Origin of the sequence: Nocardia sp. NPDC006630, assembly GCF_040611495.1 — a bacterium.
Classification (GTDB): Bacteria; Actinomycetota; Actinomycetes; order Mycobacteriales; family Mycobacteriaceae; genus Nocardia.
Map to the genome: position 1 here is coordinate 44,157 of NZ_JBEXOK010000008.1, position 24,693 is coordinate 68,849.

Genomic DNA, 24,693 nt, shown 5'->3' on the forward strand with positions numbered 1-24,693 from the left:
CGATGACCTTGCACGCTGATCCTAGCTGTGCACCGCCGACCCAGCAGATTCACAGACGGCGCCATGTCCCGGTTCCCGCCCGATGTTGGAAGCGATCCCCCAACACCCAGCCAGCACGGCATGCCGCTCAACCGAGCCAGCAGCGTCGATCTCCAAGTACCGCAACATGAACGCTCCCACCCCTACCGAAACAGCCGTCACGCCACCCGCCGTCGTGCGTTCTGGCAAGAGGCGCCAATCACCCGAACTGGCCGATCAATTCAGTCCAGGCAACCAAATGCACAGGCCAAGGGAGATCACCATTGGGACAACCTCGCCGTCGTTACCCCAGCGATAGCACGCCGAAGTACTCGACCCCGACTTCCACTACAGCCGCTGAGCAGCAGGCATGGCGGAACTGACAGAAGCCAACTCATCGACTCGTCACCTGGCTGTACGAAGGCCAGGGTGACGAAGACCAGCACGACGTCTGGCTCCAGACACTCGGCTCACACCGGAGCAGATAGTCGACAGGGGCACTGGCGTACACCCCCCGTTTGCCCGCGGGGGCCCCGAGTAAGCCGCACCGCGACAACCGTAGATTTCGAACGAAGTAGTCGGGAACTAGGTTTCGAACGAAGCCGAACTCGCAACGTGATCGCGTGCCGACATCGACGCCGTACTCGCCGGAACCGGCTCCTCGCCCTGCGAACAGGCGCGCCGCGAAGGCAAACCACGCAGACACTCCCGCCACGACTAGTGGTGGCTCGCGGCGCCGACTCCGCTGTGGTCACCGTAGTCGCTGTCATTGCCGAAGTCCGAGCCGTAGTGTCGACCCGGCGACGGCTCGACGGCCGGTCCAACTTGTAGTCCCGACGGGCCCACCGGGCGAAGGACCACACCACCAGTACCAGAACCCCGACGATCAGCCACATCAGCACACCCCGCACACTACGGGCGTGCAGTTGGCTTCGATCACGAACACGAGCACCACTCGGGTCGCGAATCTCAGAAGTCGCCAGCTCACGGCCGGTCAGAAATCCGGAACCACCACCCTTGCGTCATCCTGGTGACGGCCCAGCCGAATGCGGTCCGCCCCCTGTAGCGGTTGGGGCGCGGGCATCCTCGGCGGGTCGTCCACTCAGGGAAGCGACGGCTCCGTACGGCTGAGGTGCATGGCGTGGTTGGCGATATTGCTGCCGATGAAGCAAGGGACCGGCACCAGCAGCAGGGTCGCCAGAGCCCAGACGACCAGCCGGGTGCGGGTGATCGCTGCAATGATCACGCAGCCCAATCCGATCACCAGAACCGCGCCCATTCCCAGCAGAGAGACATTGATGCCACGGCCGACCTCGTCCATACAAGGACTGCCGGGCGCACACGAATCGCCCGCCATCACGAACATCCCGGTCAACCCCATCAAGAAGACCGCGGCCAAGAAGGCCAGAGCAAGACACAGGACCGCGATCCCCTTGTCCCACTCGGGAATTCGTCGGTGGCGGGTTGGCGAGCTCGAAGCCGTGTCGGATGTCGTTGTCACGCATACCAGCATCGTGGCCACACGGCTCTCGGCAAATGCGTAGAACTACCCGGCTGTCCTGAGTACTGCGGCGACCTGCTCGGCGGCGCCGAATCCTGTTGCCGACCGAGCCGACCGCCCATGTAGCTGGCGTGCTGAAGTGCTCGGCGAGTCACCGACCAAGGTGCCGGATGCGGCCCGGATTCACGAACACCAAATCGGGTGGTGCCGGAATTCCGATGATGAGTTTCTTCGCCAACGGCTACCGTGCGCACCTCCTGCCCGGCCGCTACTGGACAACGTTTCAATTCTGTGAAGCTGAGCTGCGGGTGTTGATCGCAGCGAGCCGGCACATAAGCGAGGGCGACGAATATTGCGGACCCGGTGAAAACCTCGAAACGCCCATCGCTGCGAGCTGAGGTTCCGACGGCCTTCCAGGCTTCGCATTCCCACGTTCTTACGTGGAGTTGGCGCTCAACCCCACGGCGTGTCTTCGCGTAGGTGCAGTCCTGCCCTGTGCCGAACCTGGCACCGCACCCCAGCGCCGCCGTTCCTGCACGGCAAACGCATCGACGTTGGCTGGCCACAGATTTCGTACCAGTCACCGTTGTACTCGAGACGTGCCAGGAACACCTGCACGCCGCTCTCGGTAGCTCCTTTAACCGTTTGGTTGGCATAGGTTCGACCGACGGTAACGCGTTCGGGGACATCGAGAACCCGCTCCCATGCCGGGGGCTCGGCCGGCTTCCATCGCTTGATCTCTAGCACTGCGCCGATGACGGGTGGCGTAGCCATTTCGCGTTTCCGCTGCTCGGCGGCTTGGGCTTCCTCACGGGCGATCCGGTCCGCTTCCAGCGCCTGCGCAATCTCTGTCTGTGCCCGCTCAATCTCCCAGCGACCGCGCCCTTCAGACCTCTTCCTATGCGTCCCACGAGGCTGCCCCTTCTCGTTCACGCATGGCGCACCGGGTGGAACTTCACAGACCGGGCACTCGTATTGCTCCCGGGCTGGGTCGTATACGACGACTAGAGCGTCGTCGTACAGCCCGGTGCCCCGTGGGTCCACGAACCGGCAGAAGAACTTCTTCGCACCGTAAGTGACCGACTTGAAGCCGCCGTTCCGTCCAAGCACCACCTCTGTGATCGGGCCGTACTTCCGTATCGCTTCTGCCGGGCTCAGGCGCCCGGTAATCGCTACTTGACCGTGTTCAGTCCACTCATGCCCGATGACAGGCTCGCCGAATCGCGCCCAGGCAACGGGCTCACCGCAGTAGCTGTCATAGAGAACTCCGCCGCTCATAGCCTCATCCTGCCCCGTACGGCCGGACGGCACGATGAGATAGCGGCACCCAAAGTTGTCGAGCAGGGCCACCAATGACTCATTCCGGCTCCATCGGACCACAGTCAGAGCCCTCCGAGAAAGCAGGGGACCTCACCGAGACCTACCCGCCCGAATGTGGCTGCGCAGCAGGCTGAAACACGCAGTCGACGGGGAAGGCATCAACTAACCGATTACCTCGTCAATGCAGCATTGAGGAACAACACCACCATCGCCACGGTCACCGTTAAGGCACCTACCCAGAGAGCTATTGATTCTGACTGCCGCTGATCCTCGTTAGGGCTGCGAATCGAGTCAGCAACCTTGTGGGCGAAACCTGACCAGGCCGCGATCGAGAGCGCGAACGCAAGAACCGCACCGGCCATCATCCAGATCCCCGGCCTGGCTTCCTCTGCGCCGCTTCCAAGGGTGATCCCTCCAGAAACCAGCAGAGTCAGGCCGACTGCTAGCGCGCCGACTTGCCAAGCGTGCTGGGAATCTTTGGCACGGAACAACCACAGTAGGAATACCGCCCATGGAAGCTCAAAAGTTACCCCAATCGCCTTCGCGTCGGCCGACTGATCAGAGTGGTCGAGCACCTGTACGGCCACCCAATGGCCGAGCAAATAGGGCCAGAACAGCGTTGCGAAAATGACAGCCAGGCCTGTTGCTCCGATTAACAACGGCGGCCAAAGCCGATTGTCTTTCCCCCCTTGTTCCACCTGGATAGGGTAGCTGGAACTGCCTGCTTTGCAACGTCTTTCAATCCAGGACCTCGAACTCCGAACAGCCCTCATGAACGTGCGGCATTTCACGGCATCGTTTCGCGCAGATTGCAGCCGCGGGGTGAAGCGATTGTGTGGCAACAACATCGAGACAACCGATCAGCCTGCGAACCCGACCAGACTTCGGCCGGCACTCTCGGTCACCAGGTCGGAGCCATTGTGCGAAAACAACATTGGCCCTGACGCACGACCGGAGCCGGGGTTGTCCCGGGAACCCAGGTCAGGCTTCGACACCCCGGTCGATGTATTCGCGCCAGGTGCCCCACCGCGGGGCTTGCTTCTCGCCCGGGCGCAGCTTCAGGCCCGGCACCTTCCGGTCGATCGGCAGGCCGGTCAGCGGGGGCGAGAGCCCGATCAATCGCCCCGGACCATTGCCCCGACGGCTCGAAGCCGCAACGGATTCCACCCCGGAAGGAGGTTCACCCGATGATCCGCACCGCCCACCCCGCCCGGCCTAGCGAAGCCGGTCTCGCCGAGGTAATCGGGGAGATCACCGCGGCCGCTGACCGCCGCACTCACGCGAGCATGTCGCCCGAGTGGAATTTCATTGCCGCGCTGCTCAATCTCACTCACGAGGAAGCCGCCGAGGTTCTCACCTTGGTTCGCGCGGACGACTTCGCGGACTACCTGTGTAAAGCGGTGTTCGTCATGATCCGCATCATCGTGGAACAACGCGGCGAGCAACCCACCCCGCAAGCCGTCGTGGCCCTTGCCCGCGGGCTAGGCGACAAGCTCGCACCGCTGCTGCTGTCCGCCGACCGGATCATGATCTGGGTGTCCGAGGTCTACTCGCTCGGCAACCCAATCACGACATGGTCAGCGCCTGCCAAGTCGTCGAAGACTCCTACCGCCGCCACTTCGCTGTGATCGGTACCCGTATGGCCCAAATGGCCGACGCCTACGCCCCGATCCCCGATATCGAGAAACTCGCCGGTGACGCTCGCCGCGACTTGCACACCGTCCGCGCCCGCCTGGTCACCCTCACCCACCGCGCTACCCGCTAATCCCGACCGCAAGGACCTACCGCGATGCCCTACACCGGACCCGACTGGACAGACCTCGCGATCGGCGACCGCCTGCACATCCGGCGCGAATTCGACGCACCACACCCTATGACCGGCGAACGGGTCGCCGAATGGACCGGCCGAATCTTCGAGGACATTTCGCAATACGGATTCTGACTGTACGGCGACGACACCGGTAACCGCCGGTTCCATTCCTGGGACCCCGGCGAGTCGATCCACCAGACCGTCAACAAGGCCGAGCGATAGCCCCCGGCCTATCCACCCCGCCCCCGCAGGCACAACGACGTGCCCAGGCAATCAGCGCCGCTTGCCGTGCGGCAACACAAGCCCCTGTTTGGACCGGTTACGGACCGGCCCAAACAGGGGCTTTTCTGCGTGCCCAGGTCAGGGAGTCAGCACCCGTAGCACCGGCAGCCGGAACACCCACGCCGCCAGCCCCGACCGCCAACAGTGCCAGCGCACGGCATACAGCCAATGCCCGGCCAGCCACAGCACGAGACCGGCCACCAACCATTCCAGCGCCGGCCGCAGCACCCACGGGAACAGGATCAAACCCCACGCGATCCGGTACAGCTGAGACAGGACCACCAGCGCCCCGAACCCGCTCAACAGGCCCGGCCGCGACCACACCAGCGTGCCCGCCACCGCCACCAGGCCCAGCGCGCCGACAGCGAGTATCAGCAACCCGAGTCCGACCAGCATCCATGCCCCCTTGCCCCGCGGTGAATTACTCCAGTACGGCCGCGGGCTCAGCCGTCGGAATCGGCGCGGCCACCGCCGGCGGTTTGGTCACTTTCGGTGTGGTCTTCTTCGGCGGTGCGACCAGGCGTAGTAGTCGCCGCACTTCCCCGACGTCGAGCCCGGCCAGCGCCGCCAACTCTGCCTCACCGGTCCCGCGGCTTTTGATCCGTGCCAGCGCACCCGCCTGCTCCAGCTCAGCTTTCGCCGTTGCCGCAGTGTAGGTCTCGTTCGCCGCCGCTATCGCCGTATCGCGCCGACCCGCCGCCCGTTCCACCGCCCCCGCGGCCTTGAGAAACGCCGTCAGATCGGCAGTAGTGAGCTCCTCTGCCTTGCGGTGCGCTGCCTCGATCTCCGCCACCCGCGCCCGTGCGGTCTGCCGGGCCGTCACCCGCGCCCCTGTGCTCTGCTGTCCGCTCATTGCGTCAAGCCCTCCCAGCGGGGCCGATCGTGGCCCCCTCGCGCCGGCTAGCGGCCCGCAAGGCCGGTAGCTAAGGTTTGCCCGAACAGGTTATTGACTCACCGTACGCCCGAACCGTTCCCCTCACCCCCCGAATTTCGTCCCGTTCGCATTTCGCGTCTCATCTACGCGTCTACGCGTCCCGTATTCGCCCTGTGCCCCTTGGCTGCGTGTATGCCCCGCTTCTACCCCCGTTAAGAGCCCTAAATCTGTACACACCTCTTGCACTGATTGTGAATTTTCGGGCTTGCCCCTTCCGATGCTGCAAATTTGCGCGCACACTCGATCTCGTGATGACCATCCACCCGATTCACGCGGGCGATGGCTACACCTACCTCACACGACAGGTGGCCACCGGCGACCGAACACGCGCCAACGACCAAAACCTGACCGACTACTACACCGCTTCGGGCGCTCCGGCCGGCCAATGGTGGGGCCGCGGCGCGCAGCTGCTCGGAGTCTCCGGGGAAGTCACCGAAGCCCAGATGCAAGCCCTGTACGGCGAAGGAATCCACCCCAATGCCGACGAAATGATGCTGCAAGCCCTGCACGACGGAAAGTCGGTCCGCGAGGCCCTAGCCGCGACCCAGCTCGGCAGTGGACACCACCGGCGCGGACAAGGCACCACCGATATCGCCGCTGCCTACGCGCAAGGCAAAGCCGAATTCCTTCTCACACAAGGCCGCTCCCCCACCAAAGACGAATGGGCAACTCTGCGCGAGAACGCCGCCCGCACCTGCCTCGCAGAGGATCTCGGTCAAGAGCCTTCCGACCACGACATCACCGATGCGCTCGCCGATGAGAAGCGGCGCCTGGCGCACGCGGTCGCCGCCTACGACTGCGTGTTCACCCCGCAGAAAAGCATCAGCATCCTGTGGGGATTGGCCGATGACGACACCCGCCGGGCGATCTGGGAATGCCACGAACAGGCCATCAAAGACACCCTCGACCGGGTGGAAGACAACTACGCCCTGGCCCGGCGCGGCGCGGGCGGAGCCCGCCAGATCGACGCGCACGGACTGACATTCGCGATGTATCAGCACTTCGACAACCGCACCGGCGACCCGAACCCACACACCCATGTCGTGGTGTCCGCGCGCGTGCGCGGCAGCGATGAGAAATGGTGCGCCCTCGACGCCCGCGCCCTCTTCTCCGCGACCGTTTCCCTGTCCTGCCAGTACAACGCCACTCTCACTGGCATGCTGCAGCGGCGGCTGGGATTGCGGTTCGAAGAACGCTACCGAGGTGGCATCTCCAAGGCCCCGGTCCTGGAAATCGCGGACGTGCCAGAGGAAATGATCACCGCGTTCTCCCGCCGCCCCGATATCCTGCGCGCCACCGAAGAACTGGTGCGCGAGTACCGGGCCAAGCACGGCCGCACCCCGAGCAAAGCGACCCAGATCAAACTCACTCAGGCCGCGACCCTGGCCACCCGTGATGCCAAACCGATTCCGAAAACGTTGCGGGAGATGCTCGCTGAATGGGCTGATCGCGTCGAAACCCTGCTCGGTGATGGGCGCACCGCGCAGGAGTTCGTACGCGACGTTGTCTATCTGAGCAACAACCCCGATGCCGTGCGCCGCTACACCGCCCAGCACGCCGCCTTGGCCGCCGGCATCGCGCTCGGTGGTGCCCAGGAAATCGCCCAAGCACCGCGCAGCCGTATCCGGGCCCGGATCGCCGAGGCCCTGCAGATGTACGAGTTCAGAAGCGACAGCGCCCGTACTGCCGCGGCGGCAGAGGTTTTCGAACTGCTGGATCCGGGCAACGACCGCAACCTCCTGGACCGCCTCGAACTGGCTGCTTCCGCTGCCGAGCGCACCGTGTACGACCCCGAACGCCTCGCCGCCGACGTGCTCGATACCGTGTCGCGGCGGCGCTCCACCTGGACCGAGGTACACGTCCGTGCCGCTGCCGAGGACCGGATCAGCCTGTGCCACTTCGACTCCGACCACGCCCAACGCGAGGCCGTGGAACAGCTCGTGGATGCGGTGCGCGGGCAGTGCCTGCAACTGAGCATCGACCCCGACCCGGTGCCGGCGGCCCTGGCCCGCCGCAACGGGGAAAACGTGTACAGCACCCGCGCGGCGACCACGATCCGCTACACCAGCCAAGCCGTCCTCGATGCCGAAACCGCGCTGTGCGAGGCCGCCCGCACCCCGACCACCGAGTTCGTCACCACGACCGCGGTCGATACCGCTATCGCTGCCACGGAAGCGGATACCGGTCAGCAGCTCAACGCCGGTCAGCGCGATATCGTGCGGCACCTGTGCACCTCTGGCACCCGGTTGGCGGTCGCGATCGGGCCCGCCGGAACCGGGAAAACCACCGCCATGCGCGCGGTCGCGAGGACCTGGATCGACGACGGGCGCACCGTGATCGCCCTCGCCCCGCAGAAGAGCGCCGCCCGCATCCTCGGCGAGGAAATCGAAGTCCCCGCCCGCACTATCGACGCCCTGCTCACCATCATCCGCGAAGGCGGCGACGCCGGACTAGGCGCCGGAACCATGCTGCTGGTCGATGAGGCAGGCATGGCGAACACACACAACCTGCACAAACTACAAACCATCGCCGACCACACCGGCGCAGTCGTGCGCTGGATCGGCGACCCCGCACAACTGTCCGCCGTCGAGGCCGGCGGAGTGCTACGCCTGATCTCCCGCGACACCCTCGCCCCACACCTACAAGAAGTCGTCCGGTTCACCGATCCGGACGAAGCCGATGCCTCACTGTTCGTGCGCGGCGGCGACGCCGAACAGGCATGGGAGTTCTACAAGAACGCGGGCCGTGTGGTGTCCGGGATGGCCGATGAACTGCGCGAGCAGATCCTCACCGCGCACCTGGACGACCTCGATCGAGGTGTCAGCAGCCTGATGATGGCCGCCACCCTCGACGATGTGCAGCTACTCAACGGGACCGCCCAAACCGCCTACGCGCTGCGCGGGCACGTCGACACCAACAGCGCCGGTGCGCGCCTGGCGGACGCGCACACCGCGCACGCGGGTGATCTCATCGTGACCCGCCGCAACACCAACAAACTGCGCATCACCGGCGGCTACCGCCGCGGTGACCCGGTCGACAACGGCGAGCAATGGCGGGTGCACGCCGTGCACGACGACGGCTCCCTCACCGTCACCGGCATAACCCACCATGGACACGTCCACCTGCCCACCCGATACGTGCGCGACTCCGTCGAACTCGGCTACGCCAGCACCGTGCACCGTGCACAAGGAATGACCGTCCAGCGCGCCTATGTGCTCATGGGCTCCGCGCTCGGGCGCAGCCTCGCCTACGTCGGACTCACTAGGGGCAGCGAATACAACGGCATCTTCCTGGCCACCGACACCCTGCCCGAACCCGACCTCGATCACGCCCCCGGTGAGGAGCTCACCGAGTACGAGGTGTGGTGCCGTGAACTCGAGCGCGGCGACGACAACATCAGCGCCACCGAACGCCTGCGCGAGGAGATCGCCGCCGGAGCCGACGATCCGCAGCGCACCCGCGAGATCTACGACTACGCCCGCACCCTCCTTTCGCATCCCCGCCTGGAGGACCTGCTCGAGCGCGCCCTGCCGGTGGATCTGGCTCAGCAGGTGCAGGCATCTCCGCACTATCCGACCTTGCTGGAGACCCTCGATCTCGCTGAGCAAGCCAGTGTGGACACCACCACCCTGGTCGGTCTCATCGCGACCGATCGCTGGCGTGCCACCGACGAAACCCTCGACGAGACAGGCGATCCCGCCGCCGTGCTGCGGGCCCGCGCCGACCGCCACATCGCCCGGTTACTCGGCCTGCCTGCCCGGGGCAGCGAATGCAAGTTCAGTGCGGTGCGTGACCTGCAAGTACCCGAACTTCCCGCGCTACCGCCACGGCATCCTGGCATGGACAGCGAACTGGCCGACTACGCCGCCGCACTGTACGAGCGCCTCTCCAGCGCCGAGCTGGTCGAGGAACTCGATGCCAATCCCGACCGGGTCGCCGCCATCTCCCACCTCGCCGACGCCCTGGCCCTCGACACCGACAGCGCCGCGGAGTTGCCTGTCAGGATCGATCGGATGCGTGCGGACTACGAACATTGCGCGAAAGTGTTGGGCCGGGACTGGGCCCGCTACCAGCTCGCCGAGCAACTCCCCTCCGGACTGCACCGTCTGGTCGTGGACGGCCGCGATTACGAGCATCTCTTGGATGTGCTCGCCGACGCCCGCGCCGCCGGTACCGACACCTCCGCGCTCCTCACTGAGATCACCACCGCGACCGAACCGCGCCTGGTCCGTGGCAGCGATATCGCGACCGTCTTCACCCAGCGCGCGGCGGCGATCCTCGAACGCCACCACCTCGAGACCGGCGAACCGGTCACCGCACCGACCCCGACCCCGCTGCCTCCGGAGCACCCGGACACAGATCGCGCGGTCTCCGATCACGCCACCGATCTGCTGCACCAGATCGGAGCGTTGCAGCAACTGCACATGCACCAGCAGATGCTCGCCGAACCCTTCCGGACACTCACTTCGGCCGTCCTCGACACTCGGATCCGGCAGTTGCGTAACTCCGTCACCAGCCTCGATCCGGCCGAGCTGTCGAACACCGGGCGCGAATCCCTCGAGGCCCGGATACAAGCCCAACATGAGCAGGTGGACGTCCATAGCGAGCGCATCCGCGCCGCGCAACAGGCATCCGCCGCAGCACAGCGGGCCGCGCACGCCCTCGCCGACGCCGAGCTCGCCGTGCGCGAAGCACAGCACGTTCTCGACGAGCTGCCCACCTACCGGCGAACCGCCCGCCGGGACTCGGCCGCCGCGCTCGAGGCGGCCCACGCCACCCGCAACGATCTGCAGGCCCGCGCCCGCACCACCGCGGCCGCGGCAGCCCGCGCGCGTACCGAAACCGGTGTGCCCGAGGCACAGTGGGCGGCGATGCTCGCCCGCGACACCGACACCGTGCGGGCCGCCGAACTCGCCGCCGCACGCGCCACAGATGCCCGCACGCAGGCCGCCCGGGAACGGCGGGACGCGCAGCGGACGACGGCCGCCGGACGACTCGAGCAGGCGCAGGCCGAACGCGCACGCCGCCGCGGCCTCTCCCCCGCCGAACGCGCCGCCGAACAGCGCTGGCGGGCCGCTCACCCGAACCCCGAGCACGACATCGAACCCGAAAACAGCGCCGCTCCACCCGAACAGGAGCTCGGCCACGGGCCCGACCACGGTGCCCACCTCTAGCTTCACGGCGCTGAGTCGGATCTCCCAGCGCCAGCGCGGTATCCGCTTACGGGCAGCCCCCACCGTCTACGGCTGCGGCTTTCCCTGCGTCGCGTAGACCTGCTACTGCGGCAGCCTGTTGCTCGGTGGTCAGACCGGCCCATTTATCGCCCTCGGGCATGCTCGTAATCAAACTTTCGACCAGGGCGTCCATCGACCAGTTCGGGTCCAGGGTCGCGGATGCGGCCTTGTTCTGCAGGAGCCACGGCAGAAACTGTGTGCACATGTCGCGGCGCAGCACCGCCGGTGACTCACGCTCCCACGCGTCATCAGGTACCGGCGCCGCTGTTGTAGTGGGGGCAGGTGCCGTAGGGGGGTCCGCCGGTGATGTGGAGGCGGCGGCCACAGTCGTTGACGTGGCAATTGTCGAACTCGCCGTCGAACTCGCCTGGGACGTTTGCTCAACTTGGTGGCCGCAGCCACCGACCATGAACGCGGAGATGACCCACAAGGCCACGCGCACTGATGTTTTCACCGACATGAGCGGCTTATCCCCCTGGAACTGATGGTATGCAATCAGCGCAGAATGCTAATCAGTTCACGCCGATCTTGTTGGTTTCCAGGCGAATTCAGCCCGCACAACCTTTCGCAGGTTGCGTTCAACACCTCACACGAACTCATCGATTCATCGTCGCGCCTGCGCAATACACTCGGTGCATGTACGTTCCGTGCGCGGTGTTCCGGCGAACCCCCCTCGAGCGTGCCGACGAACGCCTTGCCTGGGACCGGGACGATCAGTACTTCTTTGCGGCCGGCGCGTGTCACGTCCTGGCGTATGCGTTCTTGTCCTGCCACAACGGATTCGGGGTGACGGGGCTGTGGCCCGCCGGTGCTGAAAACCCTGGCCACGTGTACGCCTCGGACGGGGTGTGGGCCTTCGATCACTCCGGATGGATACCGGAACCCGAACTTCTCCTCACCTCCCGCGCGGCCGAACCCGGCCCTGACTATCAGGCCCGGCCGATCGATTTGAGTCTGGAAGAGCTGTGCGCCCGGTACTGGATGCGCGGCCGCCGTGAGTTCGCCCACGACCCCTGGCAGCGCGCCCACGATTACATCGCACGATTTCCCGACCCACGACCGCAGGACCACCGCGCCGCAAGATGAGCGATCAGGGCTCGATCGCGACCCTTCAGAAATCGAGAGTGAGCTGCGTGTCCTCACCATCGGCGGCCAATCGCTGCCGACCTGGGTGCTGGATCGGTCGCGCGGCTCGCAATGCGTGGATCTGGGGCAGATCGGGTTTGACCTGCTGCAACCGGCGCGCCACTTGCTCCGGGTCGGGTTCATCGGCGATGACGTGCCGGGCGTGGGTGGCGCGCAGCACCCCGGGGCCGCCTTGGGTTCAGGTGGTCATCGCAACACTTTATCGAGTGCTTCTGATGGTGTGCGTGATGTCGTCGAGCCTGGAGGCTGCCTCCGGTAATGACATTACCTCCTGTTCGATTCTCCGAAACGGCGCGGCTCCTGCTGTAGCCACGAAGTCGTACGCGGATGCTTCGGACCGTGTCAGGTGAGCGAATTTCGTTGCGCACGGCTTGATCGATCTGCCGGACTTGTCGTAGTTCACGCCGTGTTGGGCGTAGCGCTGAAGGTCGGTGATATCCATCAGGATGGAGGGGACAATCTTGGCGGGACCGCCGTGGGCAGTAGGTGTGGACATTGCCGCGCGGAGCCGATCGAGGATGCCGTAGCCGTCGGCGTCGATGTCGCCCCAGTAGACGACGTGCTCGGCATCGCGTATCCAGGGGACTTCCGATAGCAGGCCGGCGGCCGCTTTCCCGTTGCCTTCGACAACGATGGTGCCTGGCACCGGCGGGAACCACAGTCGGGAATCGCGATTCTCGACGATGAGAACAATTCGGGGCGTGTACGCGAGAGCGTGGACGTCGCCGGTGGTCCACGCGTCGTGTCGACGCCGGTCTGTGGCGAGGTACTCAGGGTCCACATAGGTCAGGTGAACGACAGCGAGTCGAGGTCGGACTTCGGCCCGCACGTTTCGCCCCGACACCATCTGCAGCACCGAGCTGTGGGTTTCGAGCCACTTCGAATGTATTCCCGGGATCGGGAGCTGCCGCGCGGTCCAGCCGCTGAGGTCGGGGTGCCCGGCCAGCCAGGACACCGCCGCGACCAGCGCTGCGGCATCGGAGTCACCAAGACGACACGCTGCCTTCAACGTGGCTGCTGTGAGGATTCCCCCAGCGTCGTGGAGCGATGCCGAGAGCGAATGGGCGCGCACAGCGTCGACTGTCGAGGTCGGACCCTCCGCGCGGCTCACAAGCTCTACGGCGGCGCCCAGAGTCTCGGCGACCAGGGTTGCAGGGACCTCATCGGTCAAGCCACGGACCGGCACCGGTTTGCCGATGATGCTGACGCCGGGTACACCAGCGACGATCTGTTGGTCGAAGGTTCGCCACGCCGTCCGCCATTCGTGCCATCGACCGAATCCCAGCTGTTCGACCGCCTTACCCGTGTAGATGCCAGGGCGCAGCTGAATTTGGAAGCTGACGTGTGCGCCGATTCCGCGCTCCGCGCACACCGCCTCGGCCCACCTCTGTTCGATCCTTCGCTGGATGACTGCAACGGCCTCGTTCGGCATGAGAAGTCGGCTGGTCACTGGCCTTCCCCCTCGGACACGCCGACGATGGGTTTGGCCCAGGATCTGCTCTGTGCGGTCTTGAGGATCAGGTATTGGGCGTCGACGTGCGGTTCGATAGCGCTGTTCTTGTCGTTGGGCGCGCCGACGATCAGCTGAAACCCGAGGCCCCGCCACGCTTGGATTGCGCGGCCGGTGTAGCGGGCGTCGGCCTTGATGAGTGCCTCGTCGAGGAACACTGGTGCGTACCTTGGCCGTTCCGCGTTGCCATCGCCCAGTTGGTAGCGCAGGGCAGACCCCACTATGAACGCAACGAGTTCCTGAGACTCGCCACCCGATTTCTCCCCGATGTGGTCGTAGAGGGCGACATGCTCGTCGGCCGCGTTGAGCTTCTCTGCACTGATGCGAATGTGGTTGCGGACGTCGACCAGGTCGCCGAAGTCGGGTGCATTACGCCTAATCCGATTGATCACCTTGCTCATCCGCAGGTAGGCCTGCTCGCGTTCACTGTCGCCAGCTGCCTGATCGATCGTCTGGCGAACCGCGCGAAGCTCATTGCGGAATCCCGCGCGCACAGCTGTGTGGCTGTCTCGAACGTCGATGCGGAGTCGGTGGTCCTCGTCAGAGAACGCGAGGCCGGCCAGGATCTGGTTGATCGGCTCGATCCGATCTTTGATCTCACGGATCGCCGCGTTGAGCTCACTGTCGAGGCTGGTGAGGTCGTTGCCGGACAGTTTGAGCAGGCTGTCGCGCCACTGCTCTTGCAGCTCGTGCAGCTGGCTGGCTTCCAGCTCGTCGAGTACGCGCTCGAAGTCGCCGTAGGATGCGTCCGGGTCGGTGCCGAGGTTCGGGTTCGGCCAGCGCTCGACGAAGCTGGCGAACGCGATGGCCAACGAGCGCCGAGCACTGGAGATCGCGGCTTCGGCGGTCTGCCGTTGCGCTGTGACCAGCTTCGCTACCTGGCTGATGGTCATATCGAACCAGTCGAGGGCCTTTTCCGGCGGCGCGTCGCCTCCGTCATTCGTGGAGAACAACTCGGTCAAGTAGTCACGGTGCTGCTCGGATACGTCCTGCCCGGATTCGACGGCGTCGTCGAGGGCCTGCAAGGTGTCCTCGGTCTCGGTATCACGAAGGGAAAAAGCCTTTTGTGTGTCTTGTGCCTTCACCTCGGCCCGCGCCCTGGCGCCGTCGAGGTCTTTCACCTTCGCGTCGATTTTTTTCGCTAGATCCTGGAGTCGGCTGATTTCGGGATTTCCGGACTGGACGTCGTCGATGATCCCCGCCCACCGGTCCCGTTCCGCGATGATGGAGTCGACATCGACTTGCTCCCAAGCCAGTTCAGCGACGGCAGAGTAGGCCAAGCGATGGTTTTCGAAGGACTTCAGGGCGGCGTCGGCATGTTCGAGCCGCCTAGCGGCACCAGAAGTTTCTTCGTCGAGAGCATTAATCTGTTCGTCGAGCAGCTCGAGCAGTCGATTATTGGTGAAGCCGAGAACGTTGCGGCGACCTTGCCCGCCGTGTGCGCCTCGACGGCCGTCCGAGATTTGGCCAGAGATCGTCAGTGCCTTCGAATGATGCCCCAGCGTGCGGGGCGACTCGACGCACACGTAGCGGAACCGTTGGGCGAGTTCATTTTTCAGCCACGCGGTGAAGGGCGAGTTCCGGTACTCCAGCCGTCCTGGGAGCTCGCGGTCGTTCAGGCTGATCGCGTCGCGCAGTCCGGTGGGCACGCCTTCGAATTGGATGCGGCGCGCGGTGCGCACCGAGTTGATCTTCGCTCGGAAGTTGTCCAGGTGGGCGGTGTCGATCAGAATTCTGGTCGCGAAACCGCCCAGCGCCAGGTTGAACGCTTCGCGCCACGGCTCGAATTCGGTACGTACCTCGATCAACTCGGCGACGAACGGCATCTGTTCCAGTGTGAGGCCGGCGGCCTCCGCAAGCTCCGCCCGTGCTTGCTGCAGATCGTTGGGAATGTTGTTCCGGTGAGCCAGCGCCGTTTTGCGTTCCGCGCCCAGTACTGCCAGCCGCTTCTCGAGGTCCTTTACGTGCGACCTGGCATCCGCGAACTTGTCGCGGGCAGACTCACGCGCCTTCTCATCCGCGAGTATGCTGCGGGCCTGCTCGACCAAGTCGGCGAACTCGTCCTTGTCTGCTGCCGTTCTGCCGAGGACCTCGAGATGGTTGTCGAGTCGCGACCGCGCCTGCCGTATTGGGCCCAGCCGCCGTTCGGCGGCTTCCTGCTCTCGGAGTGCATTGGCCAACCTGTCGCCGCCGGACATCCGCAGAGTTTCCTTGACGGCGTCTCGCTCGGCCGCGGCCGCCTCGGCCACGACCGATGCCGATTCGAATTCGGACTTCGCGCTGTTGCGGCGGGTCTCGAGGTCTGCCCGAACTGATTCGAGCAGCTCGACTCGCTTGCCGAGACACCACAGTCCCGCCGGAGCGGACGGCGCGGTGAACGAACCGATATCGTCGATCATCTGGATCTGTTCGTTCGCGTCGCAAATCGCCCGACGGTGTCCGCGTATCGGCGACAGGGCGTTGACCTGCTGCTGCGCCGTCTGCATCTGGATTCGTGTGTTGGACAGTTCATCGAACTGTTTGACCACCTCGTCGGCGGTGGCGAGTGTTGACGGCTCCTCGAGAACCATCGTCTTGTACAGCGCGTCGACGGTGGTGATCTGCTGTCCGGCCTGGATTCGCCCGAGTAGCGCCACGGCCTTGTTACCGTCGCCGGCGGCGCCAATCCCGAGGGCGGTATGTAGCCGCGCGACGTAATCTTTGTCGGTGTTGTGTGGTCTTAGCCCAAGCGCCTTGACCGCCTGGTCCGCGAGCCGGTTCTTCGAGGCTTGTTCCAGCATGCGGAGATCGAAGGTGTCGTCGCAGGTCGCTCGCAGCTGGACGAGATCGTCGACCGAGCGGGCGGCTGACGGCACGTACCATGCACGGACCGCGGTGAACGTCTTACCGGTCTGATCTACCCACGTCATCGCGATCGCCGACCAGGTGTCCCGGCCGTCGCCGCGCAGGACTCGGGCTTTCGTCTCGCCGGCGGTTCGGGATTCGTCGATCTTACCGCGCGCGTAGGAGACGATGTTTCGCTGGTCCTTACCACGCGGGCGGCCGACGATGCCGCCGTTGGAGGCACCGTTGAACGGCATGGTGTGCGGCATGATCAACGCGATGTAGGAGTCCATCAGCGTGGACTTGCCGGAGCCGGATTCGCCGCAGAGCAGAGTCGCGCCAGGAGAGAGACGCACGCGGTGGTGACCGTCGTATCCGCCCCAGTTGATCAGTTGGAGGTCGCGAGCGACCCATTGCTCACCGCGCGATGCTTGAGGGATCAGCCCGAAGAGCGTGTCGATCATGGTCATTGTTCAGCCCCCACCGATTCGGCGCCGCCTGTGCCATCTGCGCGGCTGCGCAGCCACTGGCTTAGCTCCCCCAATTTCTCTGTGCTCATCACGACTTCCACCAGCGGGGTGATTCGGTACCGTCCGGCGGTCTCCTCCTCGATCAGCCCTTCTGTCACCAGGCGGGCTGTCGCCTTGCGGATCTCTTGCTGTGCTTTGGCGGTGTTCGGGTCCTCGGGGTTGAAGTAGGTGAGCACTGTCTGCTCGAGTTCTTCGACGTCGACTCGCGCGGTGGTTTCCCCGACGGTCCGTTCCCGCTGAAAAACGGTGCGCAGGTGCACCAATACCAGGGTCTCGGCCCGGTTGTAGGGGTCCTCCTTCAGTAGAATCGGTACGTCGAGCTCCTCCGAGCGAACCTGATACTTGTAGGCGATACCGCGATCGTGATCGACGACGAGCCGGACGAACAGGTCGTGCAGCCGAGACTCGATGAGCTGCTGGTTCTCGAGGAGCGTGCGCCACTGGGCAGAGTTTTTGTCTGCGAACAGAACTCGCCGCTGCAGCAGCCGCACCAATGTCCGCCGCACTTCGGGTGGCAAGGTTCCGGCGTCACCCGGGAACAATTCGTCCGGGTCCTCCTCCATCGATACCGGGTTGATGAAGCCCGAGTCCTCGACCTGATGTAGCTGGCGTTCTTCGTCCATCTCTATCTTCCGTTTTCTCGCGGTTCGGGGTCGAAAGGACGCCGCCGAAGGCGAACTGTCGGCGGGTGCCATCGGGTCTGATCGCCTCGACGGTGACGACTTCCTCGGTCTCGGTCATGCCCGCACGGTGTGAGAGTTCGAGCAGGCCAAGGAGATCCACGGGGCGGCGGATATCGTCGGGGGCGTCGCCGAATGCATCAGCGACGGCGGTGAAACCGTGTTCGTTCGCCGGATACTCGGCCAGGTAGGCCGCCAGCGCAAGGTAATTCGGTCCGCCCCAGGCGCGGGTGTCGGTCGTCTGCGTCGTGTCGTAGTCCCACTCGGCCAGTGGCGGTGGTGGCACTGCGGGCCGGGGATCGGTGACTGTCTGACGTAGATGGTCGATGTTCAGAGTCGGCAGCCGTCGCAGCGGTTGGATCGCCTCGCCGCGGCGTAGGTCACGCATTTCCCGGTGGAGTCCGACCACCACGTCGCGCAGCAGCTCGTCGACTTGCCGGTCGCGCATCGGGTCGTGATTCCGCACCTGGGTCGTGATCACGTGTGACGCTTGCCGTTGTGCGGTCAGTACCTCCTTGACGCCCCGTTCGATTCGGCGGGCGATTTCGGTGAACTCACGTCGCTGTGGTTCGCTCATCTGGATGGTGAACCGGTGCCGACTCACCGTGCGCAGGCGGCCGGAAAGCTCGTCGATCTGCTCGGGGTCCCCGATCAGCCGCAAGGCGCCGGCGAATGCCCGCCCTTCAGGGGTCGCGTCCATGACCTGCTGCCCGCGTTCGAGGTATTCGCGCAAGACGTCGCCCGTCGGCCGGATATCCTGGCGGAGGTCGGTGACGACCTCTCGTTGCATGGCTTTGATCGACTCCGCGACCCGAGCGAAATCCGCGGGTAGCTCTCGGGCCAGATGCAGTACGTTCTCGGCTTCTTCGACCAGTTGATCATCGTCGGCCGCCTCGATATCGCCGCCGGCTTCCAGCCGCCGCAGTTCCTGCTGACGTTGGGCGATCTCGGCTTCGAGGCGGGCGACGTAGTCGGCCAGATTCGGGTCGGAGTCTTGTGCCAGCCGCTCCACCGCGTCGAGGAGAGTGCGGACCCGCGACTCCGACACCCGGGTCCGTGATCCCGCCACCCGGCCGGCGACCTCCAACGCGCCAACGCCGTGGGCGGACAGCCGATACACCTCCGTGTTGTCTTCCAGCGCTTGGCAGATGAGCCAGCCGGCATTCACCCAATACCGGCACAGCTCGCGAGCGTTCCCGGTAGGCAGCGGTAGCTGCCCGTCTTCGCCATATCCGGATGACCGCAGCTGGTTCAACGCGTCACCGATCTCAGCTTGTGCGTCGGCGACCGTCACCGTGGGCCGGCCGGCGGTGAACATGCTTGCCAACATGGTGACGACGAACGGAGCGTAGGTCTGGTGGAGCAGGTCGAGCATCGGTGTCTTGAACGTCCGAAGCGCACCTTGGTAGGCGCCTTCGATATCTCTGAATGCCATTACGTCAGCGCCTGCAATCCGGCGGCTACATCGGCGTTTACCAGTTGGTCGCGCTCGGCGGCGGTGAGCCAGTGTGCTGTGGATCCGGTGGGTTCGCGTTGTACCCACAGGACGTCGTCGACGGCTTCGGCGACAGCGTGCAGGTGGCTGATGACGATGACCATGCGGTCGCTGCCGGCTTGGGTACGCAGGACGTCGAGTGCGGCTTCGAGGGCGTCTGTGTCCAGGGTGGCGAATCCCTCGTCGAGGAAGAGGGATCCGAGGCGGGGGCCGCTGCGGGAATGTAGATCGGCAAGCGCCAGCGCCAGAGCCAGGGAAGCGAGGAATTTCTCACCGCCGGAGAGCCGTCCGGCGGGATGTTTGACGCCGGTGGCTCGGGTGACGATTTCGAAGTCTTCGGCGAAACCGAACCGGTCGCCGGTCATTTTGCCAAAGAGGTCGCTGGCGATGCCGAGCAGGGAGCGAGTGTTGCTGAGTGCCAGGTGTCGCAGAAACTTGGCGTCGACGAGTTCGCGCCGAAGCACATCGACGGCGGCCGCACGGGTCTTACCGGCGGCAATCGCGAAATCGAGGTCGGCGGCTGGCTTCACCTGTGCGCTGGCAGTCACTTCAGCGGTTCGGCGCTCTTCGGCTTGCCGGACCGCAGTGGCTTTGGCCGCGACCAGCGGGTGCATCGCGTTCGGCTCGGTCAGGTCAGTTGCAGGGTCGAATCCGTCTATGTCATTGAGGGTTCCGGCCAGCTCGCGCAGTTCGGTGGTGTGGGCGTCAACGAAGTGCTGGTGTCCGGTGAAGATCACAGTAAGTTCCTGGATCAGCAGGCCGGTGACCTCTGTCAAATCGACCGCGAATTCCCGCACCGAACCGATGTCGGGTACTGCGGGTCGCGGCGGCGGCCGGTGGCCGAGGTGGTGCTGGTCGCTGATGCGCTCGGCGGTGTCGGCCCGCGTACACAGTTGGTGCAGCAGTTCACCGACGGGCGTTTCGACTTGCTCGCGGATGGACTTCTCGACCTCGCGTTGGTCGGCCTGGAGTGTGTCCAGCAGCCGGCGAGCCCCTTCTCGCGAGTCGACGAGCACTCTGGTCTGTGCCAAACGGTCGGTTATCGCGGCTGCGGCGGCGGTGGTTTCGGCTGCTCCGAGGTCGTGGAGATCGTTCGGGAGCAGGGTGCGCATGGGGGTCGGCAACGTCGCGACGTCGCTGGTGATCCGGGTCCATGCCGTGTCGAGCCGTGTCGATTCCGCGGCGGCTTGACGACGAGCTTTGTCGAGCACTTCGCGTCGGTCTTGTAACACACGAGTTTCGGCGTCGACGGAAGCGGCATGGCTGTCGGCTTCCCGGCGCTTGGACCGTGCCCGGTCGTCGAGCTCACGTTCGGCATCGGTGATCATGCTGACAAGGTCGGCGATCAGGGTTTCCGGATCACCGACCGTTTCCGCCACCTTGGTGATGGCCGCTTTGAGCGCGGCGGTTGCGGCTTCGGCATCGAACGTGTCCGTGAGCGTAGCGAATTCCATGAGTGACCGGTCGGCCACTTCGGTCGCGTCACGGGTAGCCACCCGAGTCTGCTCTAGGGTCCGGTCCTGTTGGTTCACCGTGTCCACGGCTGCGGTAGCCGTCACATGTGCCTTGGCGAGTTTGTCGCGGAACTCGCGCCACCGCGCCCGGGCTGCGGCCTGCGCTGTCTGTGCGGCATGGATCTCGGTGTCGGTCGCGGTATCGCCGGGGGCGAAGGCGGCGGGAAGTTCACGCTGACAGACCGGGCAATCGTCGCCCGGATGCAGGTTTGCGGAGAGCGCGGCGGCTTGGTTGCGCTGGGTGAGTGTCGCTAGGCGGGCCTCGGATGTCTCGACATCCTGAGTAACAGTGGCCTCGTCGGCACCTAACGTCTCGAATGCCTGCGTCGCCGCTGCTTCCCGTCGCACCGCGTTCTGCCAGGTGCCAGCGACCTCAACAGTCCTGGACGCGGATGCTATCGCCGCGGTGACTGCGGCTCGTGCCGCGCTAGCCCGTGTGCGGGCGGCCGCCGCCGTCGACTCGGCGGCCTCCGCTGATTCGGTCAGCGAGGTAGTTTTCGCTGAGCGTTGGTCGAGTTCGGTGGTGGCTGCGTCGATCTGATCGTTCTCGGCGGCCAGTTGGGTGTCCCGCTCGGCTGCGTCAGCGCTGGTGATGCGATGGTCGCCGATCCGGGCGAGCAGACCGTCGATCAGAACGACCGCTTTGCCGAGAACCTCGACTCCGTCTCCCGCCGATTCCCGGGCCGCGATCCGTTCCACCAGGTCACGTTCGGCTGTGGCGGCCTCGGAGATGCGGCCGGCGAGCGCGGCCTGCTGGCCGGCGAGGCGATCGGCGATCGGCCGCAGTTCGTCCAGAACCATCACCGAGTTCGCACCGGCGGAACCGTCGAGGCGGCGGGCCGCGTCGCCCACCTGTCGCATGGTCTCCCGGCAGTCGGAAATCTGTTCGCACAGAGCCGAAATGGTGATGATGACCTCGGACAGCTGTTCGGCGCGCGCTTCGAACCCCGCGGCCGACTCACCTGCGTCGTGCGCGGCCTGAGCGGGATCGTCCGGCATGGTCGCGCGTTTCTGCTCCGCCTGCCGGATCAACCCGTTCAACCGTTCATGTTGGGCTCGTGCGGTTTCGCGCGCCTGGGTCAGCGAGTCCGCGCCAAACAGTTCGCGCAGCCGGGTCGTGCGTTCCCTGCCCGAGGCGACGAGCAGTTGATCGAACTGGCCCTGCGGCAGCAGCCCAACCCGCAGAAAAGTCTCCGATCCCATCCCGAGGATCAATTTGATCCGGGCGTCGACCGCTCGGGCATTGTCGATTTCCTCGCCGGTGTCGAGATTGGTGAGGTGGTGCCGAGCCGGGGTCGTGTTGCGGAAGTTGGTCCGTGACACCCGCCAGCGATGTCCGTCGTGCCGGAACGTGAAGTCCACGTTCATCGCGTCGCATTTGTCGGCGATGAGTTGGCTGGTGCTGCGGGCGTCCCAGGTGGTCACACCGAACAGCGCGTAGGTGATCGCTTCCAGGATGCTGCTCTTGCCCGCGCCGGTGTCCCCGAGGACCGCGGTCAGCCCCTTGCCGGTGAAGTCGATGGTGGCCGGGGCCGGGTAGCTGCGAAACCCGGTGACCGACAATGTCAATGGCATCATCAGCAGGCCGCCTTTGCCTCGGTGCCGACAGCGTTGAGCAGCCCGGCGCGGTCGGTGTCGGTGATGTCGTGCCCGCCGATCACCGCGTTGAGTACGTTCTCCTCGCAGCACGGTGCCGGTTCGGCGTGGTCGGGTTCGTTTTGAATCTGTGAGAGCGCGGCCAGTACGTGGTCGAGCTGCCGTCCGGTGACCTTGCGATCGGTCAGGTAGTCGCGCAGCAGATCGGTGACGCCGGGAACCTCGGCGGCGGCGGATCGGTCCAGTACTTCGCTGGTCGCGCCAGCGCGCCGCTCCTGGATGTCCACGATCGTCGCTTTGGGCAGCATGGCGGCCAGGGTTTGTGACAGGTCGGTGATTGGGCCGTCGGTGTCGACGATCACCTTCACCCAGGCGTCACCGATCCGGTTGGCGCGCTGGGCGATCGAGTCCAGGGTCCCGGTCAGGTTCGCCAGCCGCCGGCCGGCACTGAGCGGAACCAGTTCGATGTGGGGATTGCGGCCGGGTTCGATCTCGGCCAGGACCACGCTCTTGGTGTCCTTGGTCTCGCCGAAGTCCAGTTGCAGCGGCGAGCCCGCGTAGTGAGCGGGAAAGCCGATGGTGTCAATCCGTTGTGGCTTGTGGATGTGCCCGAGTGCGCCGTAGTCGACCAGCGGCAGACCGGCCGCCGCAACCGCGTAATCCGAGGCCAGCGAGATCTGTCGTTCCGAATACGCCGGCGTTGCGCCTTCGACGAACAGGTGCGCGGCGTAGACCAGGACGTCTCCGGGACTCCGCCCTGCGGCCAGTCGGCGTGCGACGTCGGCCTGTACGTGCCGCATCTGCTGCGCGAACGATGCGGTGGTCGCGGCGGGATCACCGAATTCGTAGGTGAACCGGTTCGGGTGCAGGTAGGCCAGCGCGCCGATACGGATGGTCTGCTCGCCGCGGGCGGCGGGATAGTCGGCGACCACGAGCCCGTCGGCGCCGGTGGCGAAACGTACGCGGCTGGAATCGCTGGTCAGGGTGAGCACATACCGCAGGAAGCCGAGCACCGCGTGGGTGTCGTGGTTGCCGGCAACAACGACGGTGGGCGCGATTTTTCCCAGGCGGCGCAGGGTGTCGGCGGCGCGCCGCAGATCCTCGAGGCTCGGGCGCGGCCCGTCGAACAGGTCGCCGCTGTGCACGATGAGGTCGGGCGTGAAATCCTCTGCGATGGTGATGATTTCGTTGAGCACCGCGTCGAACTCGTCGTCGCGACGGTACCGGCGGTGACCGATCTGGCGGCCCAGATGCCAGTCGGAGGTGTGAAAGATGCGTGCGGTCACTGGGATTTCTCCGGGAGATGACAGACGGCGAACGCTGCGCCGTCGCGAATCGAATGGAGCCGAGCACCCACGACTCTACGTCAAACTCGGGAGAAAGTCTGGAAAACTCTGGAACTCTGGTACGGTGGAGCTATGAGCGAACCGCTGGACGTGCTGGAGAGAAACATCGCCGCGCTGCGTCGAGCTATCCGCGACGCGTCCACCTCCGGCGATGCCGAACGAGCCACCGAACTCCGCGCCCAACTCCGACGCGCCGAACGCGCGTGGGACGCCCTGCTGGACATCACCGAGCCCGCACCTGCACGCGCCGAGGATCCGGCCGCAGGCGCAGCAACAAAGTCGCTGGTCTCGCAGGCGACGATGTTGCCCGCGCGCGAGCACGCGCACCGTGCGTTGATGTTGTTGCAGGTCCCTGCAGCCCCGAAACTGATCGTCAACGTGCACGAGGCGTTCTTTCCTGGCGAATTGTCTGCGGCGAAATTGTCGAGCTTGCGCCGCGACGAGGAACGGTCCTACCGGACTGCGCCCGGCGCGCGCCCCTACTATCTGTGCCCGGCACTGAACTACGACCTGCTCGGTCCCGCCCGCGCACTGATCACCATCAGCACCTGGTCGCTGGAACAGCGGATCCTCGGGCCGTTGTCGCCACGAGTGGACTTCCTTACCAGCACGATCAATATCGCCGAGGCGGTCCAGCTGGCCTGCACCACCGGAGTCGGCCCCACACCGGCAGCGCTTCGCCTACTGTGGCGATTCGCGGCGACCATCACTGACGCGACCGCGTCGACGTCGACCGCCGGGGGAGTCGGTGTGGATCCGCAACGGGTGATCGACGCCGCCGCAGCAGAACTGGCGATCCACGAATCCGCTGACCAGACCACTCGCACCGAAGCCGCGCGGCGCGTCCGCAAACAACTCACCGAAGAGCAGCAACTCTTCGGGGTCTCGATGCGACAGATCAACCAGGTGCGGGCTGGCAGCTGACTGGTCCGCACCAGTTCCATCCCACTGACC

21 protein-coding genes are annotated in these 24,693 nt (G+C 65.4%); 8 read left to right on the forward strand and 13 right to left on the reverse strand.

Annotation, left to right across the window (positions count from 1 at the left end; translation table 11 throughout):
• Positions 1-1,120 precede the first annotated feature (1,120 nt).
• Positions 1,121-1,519 (reverse strand): hypothetical protein, encoded by a 399-nt coding sequence (locus ABZX86_RS23965; protein ID WP_355126900.1) that lies wholly within the window; start codon positions 1,517-1,519, stop codon positions 1,121-1,123.
• Between the two features lie 170 nt (positions 1,520-1,689).
• On the opposite strand from ABZX86_RS23965, the gene ABZX86_RS23970 reads away from it, so the two are divergent.
• On the forward strand, positions 1,690-1,917 hold the full coding sequence (locus tag ABZX86_RS23970) for a hypothetical protein (RefSeq protein ID WP_355126901.1): 228 nt from the start codon (positions 1,690-1,692) through the stop codon (positions 1,915-1,917).
• A gap of 55 nt (positions 1,918-1,972) precedes the next feature.
• On the opposite strand, the gene ABZX86_RS23975 is transcribed toward ABZX86_RS23970, so the two are convergent.
• The 3 genes from ABZX86_RS23975 to ABZX86_RS23985 form a co-directional block, all read right to left on the reverse strand.
• Positions 1,973-2,869 (reverse strand): hypothetical protein, encoded by an 897-nt coding sequence (locus ABZX86_RS23975; RefSeq protein ID WP_355126902.1) that lies wholly within the window; start codon positions 2,867-2,869, stop codon positions 1,973-1,975.
• A 140-nt stretch (positions 2,870-3,009) separates the two neighbouring features.
• Positions 3,010-3,537: a hypothetical protein gene (locus tag ABZX86_RS23980; protein ID WP_355126903.1), complete on the reverse strand. Its 528-nt coding sequence runs from the start codon at positions 3,535-3,537 to the stop codon at positions 3,010-3,012.
• Between the two features lie 283 nt (positions 3,538-3,820).
• Positions 3,821-3,958, reverse strand: a complete 138-nt coding sequence (locus tag ABZX86_RS23985; protein WP_355126904.1) for a hypothetical protein — start codon at positions 3,956-3,958, stop codon at positions 3,821-3,823.
• A gap of 68 nt (positions 3,959-4,026) precedes the next feature.
• Here ABZX86_RS23985 and ABZX86_RS23990 point away from each other — a divergent pair, with 68 nt between their 5' ends.
• Genes ABZX86_RS23990 through ABZX86_RS24000 form a run of 3 tightly spaced genes read left to right on the forward strand, consistent with a single transcriptional unit; the run spans position 4,027 to position 4,781 of the window.
• Positions 4,027-4,467, forward strand: coding sequence for a hypothetical protein (locus ABZX86_RS23990; RefSeq protein WP_355126905.1), 441 nt, complete (start codon positions 4,027-4,029; stop codon positions 4,465-4,467).
• 11 nt (positions 4,468-4,478) lie between these two features.
• Positions 4,479-4,604 carry a hypothetical protein gene (locus ABZX86_RS23995; protein ID WP_355126906.1) on the forward strand — a complete coding sequence of 42 codons (126 nt, stop codon included), beginning with the start codon at positions 4,479-4,481 and terminating at the stop codon, positions 4,602-4,604.
• 24 nt (positions 4,605-4,628) lie between these two features.
• Entirely contained in the window at positions 4,629-4,781 is a 153-nt protein-coding gene (locus tag ABZX86_RS24000) for a hypothetical protein (RefSeq protein ID WP_355126907.1), read from the forward strand.
• A gap of 228 nt (positions 4,782-5,009) precedes the next feature.
• Here the strand turns inward: ABZX86_RS24000 and ABZX86_RS24005 are convergent, their stop codons facing one another.
• Positions 5,010-5,327: a hypothetical protein gene (locus tag ABZX86_RS24005; RefSeq protein ID WP_355126908.1), complete on the reverse strand. Its 318-nt coding sequence runs from the start codon at positions 5,325-5,327 to the stop codon at positions 5,010-5,012.
• 25 nt (positions 5,328-5,352) lie between these two features.
• On the reverse strand, positions 5,353-5,784 hold the full coding sequence (locus ABZX86_RS24010) for a hypothetical protein (RefSeq protein WP_355126909.1): 432 nt from the start codon (positions 5,782-5,784) through the stop codon (positions 5,353-5,355).
• 332 nt (positions 5,785-6,116) lie between these two features.
• Here ABZX86_RS24010 and mobF point away from each other — a divergent pair, with 332 nt between their 5' ends.
• The 3 genes from mobF (at position 6,117) to ABZX86_RS24025 (ending at position 12,185) form a co-directional block, all read left to right on the forward strand.
• Entirely contained in the window at positions 6,117-11,039 is a 4,923-nt protein-coding gene (gene mobF / locus ABZX86_RS24015; protein WP_355127281.1) for a MobF family relaxase, read from the forward strand.
• Positions 11,040-11,434: 395 nt separating this feature from the next.
• Positions 11,435-11,584 (forward strand): hypothetical protein, encoded by a 150-nt coding sequence (locus tag ABZX86_RS24020; RefSeq protein ID WP_355126910.1) that lies wholly within the window; start codon positions 11,435-11,437, stop codon positions 11,582-11,584.
• Positions 11,585-11,735: 151 nt separating this feature from the next.
• Positions 11,736-12,185, forward strand: coding sequence for a hypothetical protein (locus ABZX86_RS24025; protein WP_355126911.1), 450 nt, complete (start codon positions 11,736-11,738; stop codon positions 12,183-12,185).
• Positions 12,186-12,210: 25 nt separating this feature from the next.
• On the opposite strand, the gene ABZX86_RS24030 is transcribed toward ABZX86_RS24025, so the two are convergent.
• Genes ABZX86_RS24030 through ABZX86_RS24060 form a run of 7 tightly spaced genes read right to left on the reverse strand, consistent with a single transcriptional unit; the run spans position 12,211 to position 23,679 of the window.
• Positions 12,211-12,405 (reverse strand): hypothetical protein, encoded by a 195-nt coding sequence (locus ABZX86_RS24030; RefSeq protein WP_355126912.1) that lies wholly within the window; start codon positions 12,403-12,405, stop codon positions 12,211-12,213.
• A gap of 39 nt (positions 12,406-12,444) precedes the next feature.
• Positions 12,445-13,677: a Wadjet anti-phage system protein JetD domain-containing protein gene (locus tag ABZX86_RS24035; protein ID WP_355126913.1), complete on the reverse strand. Its 1,233-nt coding sequence runs from the start codon at positions 13,675-13,677 to the stop codon at positions 12,445-12,447.
• Between the two features lie 14 nt (positions 13,678-13,691).
• Positions 13,692-17,048, reverse strand: a complete 3,357-nt coding sequence (locus ABZX86_RS24040) for an SbcC/MukB-like Walker B domain-containing protein (RefSeq protein WP_355126914.1) — start codon at positions 17,046-17,048, stop codon at positions 13,692-13,694.
• On the reverse strand, positions 17,045-17,731 hold the full coding sequence (locus ABZX86_RS24045; protein ID WP_355126915.1) for a DUF4194 domain-containing protein: 687 nt from the start codon (positions 17,729-17,731) through the stop codon (positions 17,045-17,047). Before ABZX86_RS24045 ends, ABZX86_RS24040 begins: the two co-directional genes overlap by 4 nt.
• Entirely contained in the window at positions 17,637-19,223 is a 1,587-nt protein-coding gene (locus ABZX86_RS24050; RefSeq protein WP_355126916.1) for a DUF3375 domain-containing protein, read from the reverse strand. Before ABZX86_RS24050 ends, ABZX86_RS24045 begins: the two co-directional genes overlap by 95 nt.
• Positions 19,223-22,375 (reverse strand): SMC family ATPase, encoded by a 3,153-nt coding sequence (locus ABZX86_RS24055; protein ID WP_355126917.1) that lies wholly within the window; start codon positions 22,373-22,375, stop codon positions 19,223-19,225. The genes ABZX86_RS24050 and ABZX86_RS24055 overlap by 1 nt, the downstream gene beginning before the upstream one ends.
• Positions 22,375-23,679 carry an exonuclease SbcCD subunit D gene (locus tag ABZX86_RS24060; RefSeq protein ID WP_355126918.1) on the reverse strand — a complete coding sequence of 435 codons (1,305 nt, stop codon included), beginning with the start codon at positions 23,677-23,679 and terminating at the stop codon, positions 22,375-22,377. Before ABZX86_RS24060 ends, ABZX86_RS24055 begins: the two co-directional genes overlap by 1 nt.
• Before the next feature lie 132 nt (positions 23,680-23,811).
• On the opposite strand from ABZX86_RS24060, the gene ABZX86_RS24065 reads away from it, so the two are divergent.
• The gene (locus tag ABZX86_RS24065) at positions 23,812-24,663 is read left to right on the forward strand and encodes a hypothetical protein (RefSeq protein WP_355126919.1); all 852 of its coding nucleotides are present in this window, start codon (positions 23,812-23,814) and stop codon (positions 24,661-24,663) included.
• Positions 24,664-24,693: the final 30 nt, after the last annotated feature.